18 protein-coding genes are annotated in these 14,971 nt (G+C 67.0%); 12 read left to right on the top strand and 6 right to left on the bottom strand.

All coding sequences use genetic code 11. The features are described from left to right. Positions 1–30 precede the first annotated feature (30 nt). Entirely contained in the window at positions 31–1,131 is a 1,101-nt protein-coding gene (gene aroC, locus AC2EBU_RS00090) for a chorismate synthase (protein ID WP_484608355.1), read from the bottom strand. Between the two features lie 63 nt (positions 1,132–1,194). After that, positions 1,195–1,851: a glutathione S-transferase gene (locus tag AC2EBU_RS00085; protein WP_484608354.1), complete on the bottom strand. Its 657-nt coding sequence runs from the start codon at positions 1,849–1,851 to the stop codon at positions 1,195–1,197. A gap of 142 nt (positions 1,852–1,993) precedes the next feature. Here AC2EBU_RS00085 and AC2EBU_RS00080 point away from each other — a divergent pair, with 142 nt between their 5' ends. Next, the gene (locus tag AC2EBU_RS00080; RefSeq protein ID WP_484610080.1) at positions 1,994–3,211 is read left to right on the top strand and encodes a polyhydroxyalkanoate depolymerase; all 1,218 of its coding nucleotides are present in this window, start codon (positions 1,994–1,996) and stop codon (positions 3,209–3,211) included. Between the two features lie 84 nt (positions 3,212–3,295). Here AC2EBU_RS00080 and AC2EBU_RS00075 read toward each other — a convergent pair whose 3' ends face one another. Continuing rightward, positions 3,296–3,766 carry a CBS domain-containing protein gene (locus AC2EBU_RS00075; protein ID WP_484608353.1) on the bottom strand — a complete coding sequence of 157 codons (471 nt, stop codon included), beginning with the start codon at positions 3,764–3,766 and terminating at the stop codon, positions 3,296–3,298. Positions 3,767–3,881: 115 nt separating this feature from the next. Between AC2EBU_RS00075 and AC2EBU_RS00070 the strand changes: the two genes are divergently transcribed. The 3 genes from AC2EBU_RS00070 to AC2EBU_RS00060 are packed head-to-tail and all read left to right on the top strand — an operon-like array spanning position 3,882 to position 7,311. Continuing rightward, complete coding sequence (locus tag AC2EBU_RS00070; RefSeq protein ID WP_484608352.1) at positions 3,882–5,192, top strand: O-acetylhomoserine aminocarboxypropyltransferase; 1,311 nt, start codon at positions 3,882–3,884, stop codon at positions 5,190–5,192. Further along, positions 5,192–6,010 (top strand): alpha/beta fold hydrolase, encoded by an 819-nt coding sequence (locus tag AC2EBU_RS00065; RefSeq protein WP_484610079.1) that lies wholly within the window; start codon positions 5,192–5,194, stop codon positions 6,008–6,010. Before AC2EBU_RS00070 ends, AC2EBU_RS00065 begins: the two co-directional genes overlap by 1 nt. After that, positions 6,007–7,311: a cytochrome P450 gene (locus AC2EBU_RS00060; protein ID WP_484608351.1), complete on the top strand. Its 1,305-nt coding sequence runs from the start codon at positions 6,007–6,009 to the stop codon at positions 7,309–7,311. The genes AC2EBU_RS00065 and AC2EBU_RS00060 overlap by 4 nt, the downstream gene beginning before the upstream one ends. Here AC2EBU_RS00060 and AC2EBU_RS00055 read toward each other — a convergent pair. Next, positions 7,238–7,606, bottom strand: coding sequence for an RHS repeat-associated core domain-containing protein (locus tag AC2EBU_RS00055; protein WP_484608350.1), 369 nt, complete (start codon positions 7,604–7,606; stop codon positions 7,238–7,240). The two genes, AC2EBU_RS00060 and AC2EBU_RS00055, sit on opposite strands and share 74 nt — an antisense overlap. A gap of 187 nt (positions 7,607–7,793) precedes the next feature. Between AC2EBU_RS00055 and AC2EBU_RS00050 the strand changes: the two genes are divergently transcribed. Then, positions 7,794–8,180, top strand: coding sequence for a hypothetical protein (locus tag AC2EBU_RS00050; protein ID WP_484608349.1), 387 nt, complete (start codon positions 7,794–7,796; stop codon positions 8,178–8,180). Positions 8,181–8,730: 550 nt separating this feature from the next. Here AC2EBU_RS00050 and AC2EBU_RS00045 read toward each other — a convergent pair. Continuing rightward, complete coding sequence (locus tag AC2EBU_RS00045) at positions 8,731–9,609, bottom strand: LysR family transcriptional regulator (protein ID WP_484608348.1); 879 nt, start codon at positions 9,607–9,609, stop codon at positions 8,731–8,733. A gap of 98 nt (positions 9,610–9,707) precedes the next feature. Between AC2EBU_RS00045 and AC2EBU_RS00040 the strand changes: the two genes are divergently transcribed. Further along, the gene (locus AC2EBU_RS00040) at positions 9,708–10,451 is read left to right on the top strand and encodes a class I SAM-dependent methyltransferase (protein WP_484608347.1); all 744 of its coding nucleotides are present in this window, start codon (positions 9,708–9,710) and stop codon (positions 10,449–10,451) included. Positions 10,452–10,497: 46 nt separating this feature from the next. Beyond that, positions 10,498–11,304, top strand: a complete 807-nt coding sequence (locus AC2EBU_RS00035; RefSeq protein ID WP_484608346.1) for an alpha/beta fold hydrolase — start codon at positions 10,498–10,500, stop codon at positions 11,302–11,304. Between the two features lie 4 nt (positions 11,305–11,308). Here AC2EBU_RS00035 and AC2EBU_RS00030 read toward each other — a convergent pair whose 3' ends face one another. Next, positions 11,309–11,623, bottom strand: a complete 315-nt coding sequence (locus AC2EBU_RS00030; protein ID WP_484608345.1) for a hypothetical protein — start codon at positions 11,621–11,623, stop codon at positions 11,309–11,311. A 434-nt stretch (positions 11,624–12,057) separates the two neighbouring features. On the opposite strand from AC2EBU_RS00030, the gene AC2EBU_RS00025 reads away from it, so the two are divergent. From AC2EBU_RS00025 to AC2EBU_RS00005, 5 genes are all read left to right on the top strand, one after another. After that, positions 12,058–12,399, top strand: a complete 342-nt coding sequence (locus AC2EBU_RS00025; protein WP_484608344.1) for a helix-turn-helix domain-containing protein — start codon at positions 12,058–12,060, stop codon at positions 12,397–12,399. Beyond that, the gene (locus AC2EBU_RS00020) at positions 12,399–13,781 is read left to right on the top strand and encodes a type II toxin-antitoxin system HipA family toxin (RefSeq protein WP_484608343.1); all 1,383 of its coding nucleotides are present in this window, start codon (positions 12,399–12,401) and stop codon (positions 13,779–13,781) included. Before AC2EBU_RS00025 ends, AC2EBU_RS00020 begins: the two co-directional genes overlap by 1 nt. Positions 13,782–13,862: 81 nt before the next feature. Next, complete coding sequence (locus tag AC2EBU_RS00015; RefSeq protein ID WP_484608342.1) at positions 13,863–14,093, top strand: hypothetical protein; 231 nt, start codon at positions 13,863–13,865, stop codon at positions 14,091–14,093. Positions 14,094–14,196: 103 nt separating this feature from the next. Continuing rightward, positions 14,197–14,586, top strand: a complete 390-nt coding sequence (locus AC2EBU_RS00010) for a cytochrome P450 (RefSeq protein ID WP_484608341.1) — start codon at positions 14,197–14,199, stop codon at positions 14,584–14,586. Positions 14,587–14,630: 44 nt separating this feature from the next. After that, positions 14,631–14,948, top strand: a complete 318-nt coding sequence (locus AC2EBU_RS00005; RefSeq protein ID WP_484608340.1) for a transposase — start codon at positions 14,631–14,633, stop codon at positions 14,946–14,948. Positions 14,949–14,971 lie beyond the last annotated feature (23 nt).

Genomic DNA, 14,971 nt, shown 5'->3' with positions numbered 1-14,971 from the left:
TGGCCGGGCTCCGCCCGATCGGGGTTCCGATCACGCGCGAGATGCAGCCGCGATATCGGGCGTCCGGACCGTCACATCCCCGCACTGCGCCCGGTGGCGCAACGCATGGTCCATCACCACCAGTGCCAGCAAGGCCTCCAGGATCGGCGCGGCGCGGATACCGACGCAGGGGTCGTGCCGGCCCTTGGTAATGACTTCGGTGGGAACGCCGTCCACGTCGATCGAATCGCGCGGGATGAGGATGGAGCTGGTGGGCTTGATCGCCACCGAAACGTCCAGATCCTGCCCGGTGCTGATGCCCCCCAGCACCCCACCGGCCTTGTTGCCGACAAAGCCGCCGGGGGTGAGCGCGTCACCGTGGGTGGAGCCCTTGTCCGCCACCGAGGCGAAACCGGCGCCGATCTCCACCCCCTTGACGGCATTGAGCCCCATCATGGCCCAGGCAATGTCGGCATCCAGCTTGTCGTACAGCGGCTGGCCCAGGCCCACGGGCATGTTTCTCGCGACCACACGCAGGCGCGCGCCGCACGAATCGCCGCTCTTGCGCAGCGCGTTCATGTAGTCCTCCAGCGCCGACACGTCGGCCACCGGCGCAAAGAAAGGGTTCTCCCGCACGTGGTCCCAGCGCTCGAAGGCTATCGGCACTTCGCCGATCTGCGTCATGCAGGCGTGGAATGTGGTGCCGAACCTTTCCTTCAGCCACTTCCTGGCCACCGCGCCGGCAGCCACCGTGGGTGCCGTGAGGCGGGCCGAGCTGCGGCCACCGCCGCGCGGGTCGCGGATGCCGTATTTCTGCCAGTAGGCGTAGTCGGCGTGTCCGGGCCGAAAGGTCTGCGCAATGTTGCCGTAGTCTTTGCTGCGCTGGTCGGTATTGCGAATCAGCAAGGCGATCGGCGTGCCGGTCGTCTGGCCTTCGTAAACGCCGCTGAGGATTTCCACCGCATCGGGCTCGTTGCGCTGGGTGACGAACTTGCTGGTGCCCGGGCGACGGCGGTCCAGGTCGATCTGGATGTCGGCCTCGCTGAGGGCCATGCCGGGCGGGCAGCCGTCGATGACGCAGCCGATGGCCGGGCCGTGGGATTCACCGAAGTTGGTGACGCAAAACAGGGTGCCAAAGGTGTTGCCGCTCATCGGCGGGATTATCCCAGAGGCACATTGGGGCCGACGTGCACCGCGCCGGTGCGGTCCGCGGGATCAGAACTCGGCTTCGAGCTCGTCGATTTCGTCAGGCTCCAGCTGCGCGGCGGCCACCCACTCTTTCATGGCGGGAAGCGCCATGATGGTCTTGCAATAGGCCGCGCAGACCGGATCCAGCGCCACGTCATAAGTCAGGAAACGGGTGACCACCGGCGCGTACATCGCATCGGCCATGCACGGGTGCGCACCGAACAGGTAGGGCCCGCCATAGGTGGCCAGGCAGTCTTTCCAGATCTCGACGATGCGGGCGATGTCGCCCTGCGCGCGCGACCAGACCTTGTACTTCGGAAAGTGGGCCTTGATGTTCATCGGCAGCGCCGAGCGCAGCGAAATGAAGCCCGAGTGCATCTCGCCGCAGATGGCACGGCAATGGGCGCGGGCGCCGATGTCGGCCGGCAGCAGGCCGGCCTTGGGCTTGATCTCGTGCAGGTATTCACCGATCGCCAGCGTGTCCCAGACCTTGAGCCCCTGGTGCTCCAGCGACGGCACCAGGATGGAGGAAGCGAGCAGCAGGATCTCGGCCTTCATCGCCGGATCGTCGGGCGGCACCACATGCTCGGTGAAATCCAGCTTGGCCAGCTTGCACATCAGCCAGCCGCGCAAGGCCCAGGCGCCGTAGTTGCGGCTGCTGATCGTCAGGACGGCTTTGGGCATCGGGTTCTCCTCGGTGTGTTCACCCCGCGACGCAAAGGCTGTGCCAGATCGGGGCGCACCGGACCGGTGCACAAAAGGCGGTTCAGGCTGGCCCGGTAATTGCCTGCCCGAACCAGCACACGCCACCCCAATCAGGATGCCCATGCTGTATCAGGCCTACCAGTTCCAGTCCGACCTGATGTCTCCGCTGCGGCTGATGGCCCAGCACCTCGGCGCCAGCCTGTGGCTGCAAAAGACCGAGCGCAGCCTGGTACGCCGGCTGTCGGCCGCCAACGAGGTCATTTCACGCATGCGCCTGACGCACACCCGCCCCGACTACGGCATCACGACCGCGCTGGTGGCCGGCGAGGAAGTCCCCGTCACGCAGGAAACGGTGATGTCCGCGCCCTTTGGCACGCTGCTGCGTTTCCGCAAGGCCCACACCGGGGGCGAGCCGCATCCGCCGGTGCTGCTGGTGGCGCCGCTGTCGGGCCATTTCGCCACGCTTTTGCGCGAAACCGCGCGCACCCTGCTGCAGGACCACGACGTCTACATCACCGACTGGCACAACGCCCGCGACGTGCCACTGAGCCACGGCGCGTTTGCGCTGGATGACTACATCGACCACATGATCCGCTTCCTGGCCGCCATCGGCCCGGGCGCGCATGTCGTGGCCGTCTGCCAGCCCTGTGTGGCGGCGCTGGCAGCCACCGCCGTCATGGCCGAGGACGACCACCCCGCCCAGCCGCTGAGCCTGACGCTGATGGCCGGGCCGGTTGACTGCCGCGTGAATCCGACCGCCGTCAACACGCTGGCGATCGCCAAACCCATCGAATGGTTCGAGAAGAACCTGATCAGCCATGTGCCCCTGCCCCACGCCGGCTTCATGCGCCGCGTGTACCCGGGCTTCGTGCAGCTCACCGCCTTCATGAGCATGAACCCGGAGCGGCACAAGCAGGCGTTCAGGCACATGTACGAGCATCTGGTCGAGGGCGAGGTCGAGCAGGCGCGCACCATCCAGACCTTCTACGACGAGTACCTCGCCGTGAACGACCTGCCGGCCGAGTTCTACCTGGAGACGGTGGAAAAGGTGTTCCAGACCTTCGATCTGGCGCGCGGCGTGCTCAGTTACCGGGGCCGCACCGTCAACCCCACGGCGATCCGTCGCACCGCGCTGTTCACCGTGGAAGGCGAGCGCGACGACATCTGCTCGGTGGGCCAGACGGTGGCCGCCCACGACCTGTGCCCCAGCATCCGGCCGTACCTGAAAACGCACCATGTGCAGACCGGTGTCGGCCACTACGGCGTGTTCAGCGGCCGGAAGTGGAACCAGCAGATCTATCCTCGGGTACGCGAGGTCATCCACGCCAGCATGGGGTGATTCCCGCCGGGAGCCAGCGGCCGGATCGGGCGCCGCCACGGGCCCGCGCAGGACTCGTGGGCGGACCCGGCAGCCCCGACGCGCTCAGGCCGCGCCGGGCTCGGCCTTCGCGGCCGGCTCTTCCTCCGGCCAGTCGCGGATATAGGCTTTGAGCATGCGGTTTTCGAAGTTCTGCGCATCCACCACGGCTTTGGCCACGTCGTAGAAGCTGATCACGCCGTGCAGCATGCGGTTGTCAATGACCGGCATGTAGCGGGCGTGGCGCTCCAGCATCATGCGGCGAACCTCGTCCATGTCGGTCGCCAGCGTGCAGGTCAGCGGGCCCGGGTCCATGGCGCGGTAGACGCTGGTGGTGCCAAAGCTGCCACCGTTCCTGACCAGCGTCTGGATCACCTCGCGGAAGGTCAGCATGCCCACCACCCGGTCATAGGACATCACCACCAGCGAGCCGATGTCCTTCTCCGCCATGATGCGCGCGGCGTCGGCCAGGCTATCTTCCGGCGTAATGGTGTAGAGCGTGTTTCCTTTGACACGCAGGATGTCGCTGACTTTCATGATCCGGTTCTCCAAGGGGCGCCGAGGCGGCGGGCACGCCGTCGAATATAGCCCACAATGTCGGCCGGGCAGCGCATGACGGCGTGCCCCCTCCGACCGACTTCTGGGAGACCCCATGCCCGGCTATTCCGACCCCGGCTTCGACACGCTGGCGCTGCACGCCGGCAGCCAGCCCGACCCCGCCACCGGCGCGCGCGCCGTGCCGATTCACCTGACCACCTCGTTCGTCTTCGAGTCCACCGACCACGCGGCCGCGCTGTTCAACCTGGAGCGCGCCGGCCACGTCTACAGCCGCATCAGCAACCCGACCAACGCCGTCTTGGAGCAGCGCATGGCCGCGCTCGAAGGCGGCATCGGCGCCATTGCGGTGGCCAGCGGCCAGGCGGCGCTGCACCTGGCCATTGCCACGCTGATGGGCGCGGGCAGCCACATCGTGGCCAGCACCGCGCTGTACGGTGGCAGCCAGAACCTGCTGCACTACACGCTGCGCCGCTTCGGCATCGACACCACCTTCGTCAAGCCCGGCGACATCGACGGCTGGCGCGCGGCCGTGCGGCCGGAAACCCGCCTGTTTTTCGGCGAGACCGTGGGCAACCCCGGTCTGGACGTGCTCGACATCCCCACCGTGGCGCAGATCGCCCACGAAGCCGGCGTGCCGTTGCTGGTGGACTCGACGCTGACCACCCCGTGGCTGATCAAGCCGCTGGAGCATGGCGCGGATCTGGTCTACCACTCGGCCACCAAGTTCCTGTCGGGCCACGGCACGGTGATCGGCGGTGTGGTGGTGGACGGCGGCAGCTTCGACTGGGACCGGTCCGGCAAATTCCCGGGTTTGACCGAGCCCTACGACGGGTTTCATGGCATGACCTTCAGCGAGGAAAGCACCGTCGGCGCCTTCCTGCTGCGCGCGCGCCGCGAGGGCCTGCGCGACTTTGGCGCCTGCATGAGCCCGCACACCGCCTGGCTGATCCTGCAGGGCATCGAGACCCTGTCGCTGCGCATGGAGCGGCACATGGCCAACACCGAAAAGGTGGTGCAGTTCCTGGCCGCGCATCCGCTGGTGGGCCGGGTGGGCCACCCGCTGCTGGAGAGCCACCCCAGCCACGCGCTGGCCCAGCGCCTGCTGCGCCATGGGGCGCGTGGTGCGGGCTCGGTGTTCAGCTTCGACATCAAGGGTTCACGCGCCCAGGGCAAGGCCTTCATCGAGGCGCTGAAGGTGTTCAGCCACCTGGCCAACGTGGGCGACTGCCGCTCGCTGGTGATCCACCCGGCCAGCACCACGCATTTCCGCATGAGTGACGACGCGCTGGCGGGCGCGGGCATCCGCCCCGGCACCATCCGTCTGTCGATCGGCCTGGAAGACGCCGACGACCTGATCGACGACCTCAAGCGCGCCCTGAAGGCGGCAGAAAAGGCAGGTGCATGATGCTTGTTCCCGTCAACGGCGCCCCGACCTACTGCTACACCGGCGGCAAGCCCTTCGATGCCGCCAAACCCACCGTGGTGTTCATCCACGGCGTGCTCAACGACCACAGCGTCTGGATCCTGCAGACGCGTTACCTGGCGCATCACGGCTTCAACGTGCTGGCCGTGGACCTGCCCGGCCACTGCCGCAGCGGCGGCGAGGCGCCCGCGTCCGTCGAAGAAGCGGCCGACTTCATCGGCGCGCTGCTTGACGCGGCGGGCGTTCAGAAGGCGGCGTTGGTCGGCCACAGCTGGGGCTCGCTGATCGCGCTGGAAGCGGCGGCCCGCCTGAAGGAGCGCGTGACGCACCTGGTTCTCGTGGGCACGGCGTTCCCGATGCGGGTGTCGCCAGCGCTGATCGAGGCCTCGCTGAACGAGCCCATGAAGGCGCTGACCATGGTGAACGTGTTTTCGCGCAGCACGCTGTGCGCCCCGCCCTCGGCGCTCGGCCCCGGCACCTGGGTGTTCGGCGCGGGCATGGCGCTGGGCCGGCGCGTGCTGGCCAGCAATTCGGCGGTGAACGTATTCCACCGCGGCTTCGTGGCCTGCGACCGCTATACCAACGGCGAGGCGGCCATCACGCAGATCACCTGCCCGGTGCTGTTCCTGCTGGGCGGCGTGGACCAGATGACCCCGCCCAAGGCCGCGCAGGGCCTGATCACCAAGGCGCGTGAAGCGGGCAAGACAGTGAAGGTGGTGACGCTGCCGGTGGGCCACCACCAGATGACCGAGACGCCAGATGCCACGCTGGCGGCGCTGCACGGCTTCCTCGCGCCATGAACACCCCCTATGCCGTGGCGGCGGCGGACATCACGCCGCCGATGACGCCCGAACGGGCGCGCCAGATTGCCGCCGCCTTCGACCTGCGCGCCCTGCCCGCCGACTTTCTGGCCAATCCGTACCCGGTGTATGCCGCGCTGCGCCAGGCCGAACCCATCCGGCGCATGCCCGACGGCAGCTGGTTTCTGACCCGCCACGCCGACCTGATGGCCGTCTACCGCGACGCGGCCGTGTTCAGCAGCGACAAACACGTGGAGTTCGCGCCCAAATACGGGGTCGATTCACCGTTGTACGAGCACCACACCACCAGCCTGGTGTTCAACGACCCACCGCTGCACACCCGGGTACGCAAGCTGATCATGGGCGCGCTCACGCGCCGCGCCATCGCGGCGATGGAGCCTGGCCTGGTGGCGCTGGTCGACAGCCTGCTGGATGCGATCGAAGCCCGGGGCGGCGGCGACCTGATCGAAGACTTCGCCTCGTCCATTCCCGTCGAGATCATCGGCAACCTGCTGGGTGTGCCGCATGCCGACCGCGGACCGCTGCGCGGCTGGTCGCTGGCGGTGCTGGGCGCGCTGGAGCCGGTGCTCACCCCGGCGCAGGAGGCCGCCGGCAATGCGGCCGTGCGCGACATGCTGGTCTATCTGAAAGACCTGGTGGCCGAGCGCCGCCGCACCCCCGGTGACCCGGAAAAAGACGTGCTGACCCGCCTGATCCAAGGCGAAGACAGCGGCGAGCGCCTGACCGAGGTGGAGCTGCTGCAAAACTGCATTTTCCTGCTCAACGCCGGCCACGAGACCACCACCAACCTGATCGGCAACGGCCTGCTGACGCTGCAGGAATTTCCCGACGCCCGCGCCGACCTGCTCGCGCGCCTCGCCACCACCACGGGCGACGCGGCCGCCCAGGAGACGCTGATGACGCTGGCGGTGGACGAATTCCTGCGCTTCGAATCGTCCAACCAGCTGGGCAACCGCCGGGCGCTGCGCGCCACGCAGGTGGGTGGTGTGGACCTGCCCGAAGGCGCGCTGGTGACGCTGTGCATCGGCGCCGCCAACCGTGACCCGGCCGTCTACGACGCGCCCGAAACACTGAACCTGCAGCGCGAGGGCAACCGGCACCTGGCCTTCGGCTTCGGCATCCACCAGTGCGCGGGCCTGAGCCTGGCACGGCTGGAGGGCCGCATCGCCATCGGGCGCTTTCTGCAGCGCTTTCCCGGCTACCGGCTCACGCAGCCCCCGTTGCGGGGCGGGCGGGCGCGGTTCCGGGGGTTTTTGTCGGCGCCGTTTGTGGTGGCCTGACCGGCGCATCGCACGGACTGGCGTCAAGAACCATCGCCGCCTGCCGCCCACCAGGGTGATTCAGATGTCGCCAGTCGGCCCTCTGCCTCCCCTCAAACGGATCCGCGCTGATGAACCGCCCGATCTGCGGGTCGTACCAGCGCGCGCGCAGGTACAGCAACTGGCTGTCCTGATCCCAATACTCCCCCGCAAACAGATGGCTTTGCTGCCAGCCGCCGGCGGGGGCGTTGGTGCCCGGCCAGGGGCAGCAGATCGGCCTGGAAAACCGGTCCCGGACTCTGAGCGGTGGCGGCATCGATGCGCAGCTGGCGCACCAGGCGACCTGCCCCCCGTCATACGTACCAAGCAGAAGCTTGTGAAGTCCGTCAACCACCTGGCGAATGACCGACAGGGGAATTTGGGGTCAGAATCCAGTTCCGCCGCCGCTGTCGCCAGCCATGCCGCCACGACGACCCGACCGCCAGACTCGAAGCCTTGAAAAAATGACCATGATCGCTTGCCGCACCCTTACTCAAACGATCTCGCTTTTCCTGCTGCTCTTGTGCGGCGTACCGGCACAGGCCAATGACCGGACCTGCACGCCCAACCGGGAAGGACAGATGGTTTGTCCCGGGCCCGATGCCTCCTGCAAGGCGGATCGAACGGGAGAGATCATCTGCTCCACTGCCGGTGGCGGGATCGAACTGGATCGTTACGGAGACCCGGTCTGTGGTCCTGGCTACTGCGCCAAAGACCTGCGTGGTGACATCTTCTGCTCCAGCCAACCGCGCGGTGCAGCTTCTGTGGACCGATACGGCAACGCGGTCTGCGCTGGCGAGTGCGTGGCCGCCACGCCGCAACGTTGTGTCAAGCCCAAGCCTCAGCGGTGAGACCGGCGGGGGCCCTGCGCACAACTGCCATCTCATGGTGCCGCCGCTAGGTTTGACCGATTTGCCTGAAGCATCGTGCTTCAGGTCCACCGCCACCGCGGCATAACCCCGGGCTCCGGAAGGCGTCACGTCAGAAACCGAAAGGATGCGAGAAAGTCTGTCGAGGTAGTCGGCCAGCCTGGCACCGACGTGGTTTGGAGCTCCGCCAGACAGGGAGAAAGGTACCTCCGGAAACGTTGATCACCCGCCACTGCGCGACCCAAAAACCAAAGCCCCAAAGTGCCCGAAAACCGCCAGCCCGGCAAGATGGTTGCCAGCGTCCTGATCCCGGATCAGCCCGCAGCGCAGTACCACCCGGACCGAGCGGTACTGAGCTGCTCGATGCTCAAACCGCTGCTGGTCAGTCCTTTGAACAAGTGGCTTGCCAGCCACAGCGACAGCGCCGTGATGGCAAAGTGCTGCACAGACGGGGGCAGGTTGTCGAAGACAGGGGCAAACAGGGAGGGGTGCCAGGGGAGGGGAGGATGGATTGTCTCGTGGGTGGGCCACCTCAGTCCGGCATGAGCGCCTCGGCCAGCTCGTCAAACACCATGCGGATGCGCCTTGCCGTGCGCAGCTCGCGGTGCGTCACCAGCCACACCGGGAAGCGCACCGCCGCCACCTCGTCCAGCACCCGCACCACGCCGGGGGTGCGGCGGGCAATCTCGTCCATCATCACGCCGATGCCCAGGCCCTGCTGCGCCAGCATCCAGGCCGTGACCGAGTTCTCAGCCAACACCCTGAACTGCGCCGCCGACACCGGCAGCCCGTGCTGCACCAGGTAGGCCAAGTAGCGGCCCGAGCGGTCGGAGCCGATGAAATCCAGCCCCTGCGCATCCTGTGCCGTGCGCGGGTGTCCGTGCTGCGCCACCCAGTCTGCCGAGGCGTAGAACCCCGCGCTGGCTTCGTACAGCAGGCGGCCGATCAGGTCGGGCTGGTCGGGGCGCACATGGCGGATGGCAATGTCCGCCTCGCGGCGGCGCAAATCGCTCAATGCGTTGGAAGTGACCACCTCCACCGTGATGCCCGGAGCCACCTCGCGCAAACGCCGCAGCACGGGCGGCAACAGCCAGGTGGCCACCGCATCGCTGGCCGACACCGACACCAGCCCCTCCACCGCCTGCGCCTGGCCCGAGGCCGACAGCACCAGCTCCTGTGCGGCGGCACCCATCGTGCGGGCATGCTCCAGCAGGCTCAGGCCCGCGTCGGTCAGCACCATCGCCTGGCCCGTGCGCTCAAACAGTGTCACACCCAGCGCCTGCTCGATGGCCGCCACGTGGCGGCTGAGCGTGGGCTGCGTCAGCGCCAGTTTGCGTGCCGCCGCCGACAGCGAGCCGGTTTCCGCCGTTTCAAGGAAGGCACGCAGTTGGTTCCAGTCGGGTTGGGTCATGCATTTAAGTATAGGTAGTCTGCAAATTTGGACGTAGTTTGCGCAAATCTGCATGACTACGATGCAGCCCTGTCCACTCCTTCACCTTGCCCCCGACCATGACCACACACCCGCCCACCAGCGCCATGCTGGCGCACAGCACCCGCTTCTGGGACAAAACCGCACGCAAATACGCCGCCGCCACCATTGCCGACATGGCTGGTTACGAACACACCTTGCAGCGCGTGCGGCAACGGCTGCGCCCCACCGACCGCGTGCTGGAGCTGGGCTGCGGCACCGCCACCACCGCCCTGCGCCTGGCCCCGGCCACCGCGCACTACACCGCCGCCGACCTGTCGCCCGCCATGGTGGACATTGCCCGCCGGAAGCTCAAAGATGCCCCGCTCGATGTCCACCGCATGCTGCACCTGGTGGTGGCCGATGCCGATGCCCACCTGCCTGCCCCGGCTCCGGCCCCGGTTGGCTGGCAAGGCACCTGCCTGACCGAAAACGCCAGCCAGACTGCCGAAGGCTGGGACACGGTGCTTGCCTTCAACCTGCTGCACTTGGTGCCCGACCTGAACCACACCCTGGCCCAGGTGCTGCGGCATTTGCGCCCCGGCGGGCTGTTCATCAGCAAAACCCCCTGCGTTGGCCAGATGAACCCGCTGGTGCCCCATGTGGCCCTGCCCGTGTTGCGCCTGCTCAAAGTCATTCCACCCATCCATGTGCTGACCGAAGACCAGCTGATGGCCGCCATCGAGCGTTGCGGGCTGACCATCGAAAGCGTGGAACACCACGCCACCTCCCGGTGGAGCCGCGACTGGCGGCCCTACGTGGTGGCCCGCAAACCTGCGGCCTGAATCGCCGAACCATTCCCCATCGCCCATTCGCCCACCCATGAACCCCATGCCCACCCTGCACCGCGCTGTTGTCGGCCTGTTGACCATCGCCCTGCTGGCCGGTTGTGCCAGCGTGCCCGGAACGCAAATCAGCCTGGTGGACGAGCGCCTGCTCGAACTCGTGGCCCACCCAGGTAGCGCGCCGGTGGTCGTTTTCGAAAACGGCCTGGGCGGCCACATGGCCTGGTGGGGCAAAGTGCTGCCAGCCCTGCCTGCCGACACCGCCTACTTCGCCTACAACCGCCCCGGCATCGGCCAAAGTGCTGCCGCCAGCACCCCGCGCGACGGCCAGCACATCGTTGCCGAACTGCGCCGCGCCTTGCAGCAGCAAGGCATGCAGCCTCCCTACGTGCTGGTGGGCCACTCGCTGGGCGGCCTGTACATGCAGCTGTTTGCCCGCCAGCACCCGCAGGAAGTGGCCGCCCTGGTGCTGGTCGATTCCACCCACCCCCGCCAGCTGGAAGGCGCGGGCGCGATGGAAAACCAGTCGCTCCTGGTGCGCGGCATGGCCAAAGCGCTGATCACCGGCACCGCCAAAAGCGAGTTCGATTTGCTGACCCAAACTGGCCAGCAGGTGCTGGCCCTGCCCACACCGCCGCACGTGCCGGTGACCGTGCTGAGCGCAGCTGAACCCATGAAGGAAACGTCGGACCTGGCCAGGTTTTCCAACGCGCTTCGGCAAGAGATTGCCCTGCTGTACCCCCATGCCCAACAGGTGTGGGTAGACAGCGGCCATGCCATCCCGCTGGACAAGCCTGAGGCCGTGGTGGCCGCCATCCGCTCGGCACTGGCCCACGCCCGCAAACGTCCGTAGCCCATCAGGCGTCAGGTGGTCTCGGGCGGCATGTGGGCACGGATGTCGGCCAGCAGGCGCCGCACACGGCCGAGTAGCTGCCGGCCCAGCCGTGCTGGCGCTTCAAGGCTGCGTGGATGGCGCTGCCTGAGACGCCTTGCTCGACCCAGGCGAGGAGTTGAGCGCGGTGCGGCTCCAGGGTGGAGATGGTCGTGCTGGCGCGCCGGGGCTCGCCCAGGCTGGCCGCTGTGGCCGCGTCCTCGGGCAGGGGCTGCTGGACATCGAGCCAGCCGCGAGCGCTGGCCAGTTCACCCCACTGCGCCGCCTTGCGCCGGCCCATCAAGCGCGCGGCCGCGATCTCCGGGTCGGATTCGCCCTGGTAAACCGCCCCGGTTTTTGAGGAGGCTCTTTTCTCTGAAAGGATTGAGTCATGACGAAGGCAAACGGGTTTTCACCCGAGGTTCGCGAGCGTGCCGTTCGCATGGTGCTGTAGCACCGAGGCGAGTGCCCGCCGTTGTGGGGCAGCCCGCCCCGCGACGAAACTACGCTGGTCAAGTTTCGCCCGCTGCTGGGCGAAGAAGGCGTTGTCGCCGCCGGATGAATCCTCCCCCTACTGGCTCAGTTTGTGTGCGGAATCCACAGAAAAGTCTCCGAATGCATTCACAGTCTTCTTTAGGACTGCAATTACAGACTTGACGCACCATTCGTTCGATCTAGAATGTCTGTAATCACAGTCCTTGAAGACTTAACGTCGTTGTTTGAAGGCGCCAGCACATGAAAAGAGACGAAACCCCTTTGCTCACCCCCGCCCGCCAGCAAGAAGCCCGCGAGCTGGGAGAGAAGCTGGCGCGCCTGCGCATGGCCCGGCAACTGCGCCAGGCCGATGCCGCCGCACGCGCGGGCCTGGCGCGCTCGACCGCCGTGCTCATCGAAAAGGGAGACCTCAGCCGCACGCAAGCGCAAATCCTGCGGTACCTGGAAGCCATCGCGCCCGGGCTGTCCTTGCTGCATCTGCTGCAGGAAACCGACCCGGCCCTCTCCGCGCTCACCGCGCGCGAACGCACCCAACGCGTGCGCGCCCTGAGCAAGACCGAGCTCACCAAACTGGACTTCTGATGGCCACCACACAAGACGAACTCGCGGTGTTTGCCTGGCTGCCAGGTCAAGCGGAGGGGCGGTTCGTCCCTGCCGGGCTGCTGAACCTCACCGAGACCGTCGGTGCCAACCCCCAGAACCGCGAGCTGGCTTCGCGCTTTGCCTATGGCCTGGGCTATCTGAAACGCCCCGCCGCCATCGAGGTGGACCCTGTCAGCCTGAGCCTGGCGCACCGGGACGCCGTCCGTGGACAGGCGCTGTTTCCGGTCAACGGCCTGGGCGAGTTCGGCGGCATTCGCGACGCCGCCCCCGACGCGTGGGGCCGCCGCGTGATCGAAGCCCGGCGCAAGGTCCCGGCCAGCGCCCTGTCCGAAGCCGACTACCTGCTGGCCGCCGGCGGCGACCGCGTGGGCGCGCTGGACGTGCGCCCGTCGCTGGACACCCCGGATGCCCCCTCGGCCAGCAACCTGCACTCCTTGGCCTACGTGATGCAGGCGGCCGAAGCGGTGGAGAACGGCGCCCCTGTACCGGCCAACCTGGAGCCGTTTCTGGGCGCAGGGCCCTCAGCGGGTGGCGCTCGGCCCAAGGCCTCCGTGCGCGATGAACAGGGCGCGCTGTGGCTGGCCAAGTTCCCTGCCCGAGGCGATGCGTTCGATGTCGCCATGGCCGAGACCTGCACACTGGAACTCGCCCGGCGCTGCGGGCTCACCGTTCCCGAGGTCCGCTACCTCCAGGTCGGTGGCCGGCCGGTGATGCTGATCCGTCGTTTCGACCGTTACTGGTCCGTACCCGGCTCGCTGCCCGAGGCTGGCGCCGCCCTGCACGACACCCGGCCCGGCCCCGGTCTCGCCGAAGGGCGACTGCCCTACGTGAGCGGCCTCACCCTGGTGGCCTGCACCGAATTCGAGTCGCGCAACAAGGGCTACTCCCACCTTGCGCATGCCATCCGCCAATACGTACACCCTTCGCGCATCAAGGCCGACAGCGAAGAACTGTTCGGCCGCATGGTCTTCAACATCTTCGTCAGCAACGACGACGACCACCTGCGTAACCACGCATTCGTGCGCGACCCGCGCCTGGGTGGCTGGCAACTGAGCCCGCTGTACGACGTGGTGCCCCGCCCCGGCGTCGCCCACGAACGCTTTCTGCACCTGGAAGTGGGCGAACAAGGCAAGCTCGCCACGCAGGACAACGCGCTCAGCCGGTTTGCGGCGTTCGCGCCCTCACGCGCGCGCGCGGTGGAGATCATCCGTCGCGTTTGGGGCGAGGTGCGGGAGTGGAAGACCACGTTTGAAGCGCACGGAGCCAGCGGCCTGCTGATGGAACATCTGGCTGGTGCGTTTCGGGTGCTTGAGGACATCGCCAGTCCCGAGTTGGTCAAAGTGATCAGAAGCGCGAAGTAGACAGGGTGCCCGGAAACGGCCCAACTTGGCACTTGACGCCGTCGCATTTCGTGCTTTCATGGTTTCAGAAAGGAAGAAACCATGGGACAAACCATCTTCACGACCGCCCAGGCGCTGGCATTCCTGGAGGGCAGCGACAACCACCAACCCGGCAAGATGGCCGCCAGCGTCCTGATCCCGGATCAGCCGGCAGCGCAATACCACGCGGACCGCGCGGTACTGAGCTGCTCGATGCTCAAGCCGCTACGGGTCTCGCCCGCGCATTTCCCGGTGGCGCAGGTGCCCGGCCAGGGGCAGCAGCTTGGCCTGTAGACCGGACTCTGGCCCTGACCATGACTCCGACCGATGGATCAAATCGCTACGCTTGCGATAGCGCAAAGCGACGTTTTTGCCCTGGGTATTGATGGTTTTGGTCTTGAATCGGGCGAAAAAGCGCCTCACCGGTCTGCTCGCACGCCTGGCGGCCACCGCAGGCGACGCGGCCGCCGCCCAGGAGGCACCGCTGACACTGGCGGTGGACGAATTCCGGCGCTTTGAATCGTCCAAAGAGCTCGGCAACCGGCGCGCGCTGCGCGCGACCCGGGTGGGCGGCGCGAACCTGCCCGAAGGCGCGCTGGTGACGCTGTGCATCGGCGCCGCCAACCGTGACCCGGCCGTCTACGACGCGCCCGAAACACTGAACCTGCAGCGCGAGGGCAACCGGCACCTGGCCTTCGGCTTCGGCATCCACCAGTGCGCGGGCCTGAGCCTGGCACGGCTGGAGGGCCGCATCGCCATCGGCCGCTTTCTGCAGCGTTTGTATTGACCCAGTGAATTCCTGCACAGGTGTTAACGTTGAAGGAAACGACGATGAGCACCCTGATGGAAGACGACATCAAACGCTGGACGGCCAGGCGCAAGACGGCCTTGGTTTTGGACATCATTCAAGGCAAGACCACGATCTCGGAGGCCAGCAGAGCCTTCGATCTCAACCCTTCCGAGGTTGAGCAATGGGTCGACGAAGGCAAGCGCGGCATGGAGAACGCGCTGCGCACCAAACCGCTGGAAGTCAAAGAGCAGTACGAAAAGCAGCTGCGTGAACTGCAGGAGGCCTATGGCGAAGCCATGTTGGAGTTGCGTGCCAGAAAAAAGCTGGCATCCCTGCTGGGCAACGAGGACGAGAAATGATCCTTGGTCTGCAGCAGGCATTG

It is taken from the genome of Curvibacter sp. T50, from assembly GCF_057219955.1.
Note: the sequence above shows the minus strand (reverse complement) of the source record. Positions and strands in the feature narration are given on the sequence as shown.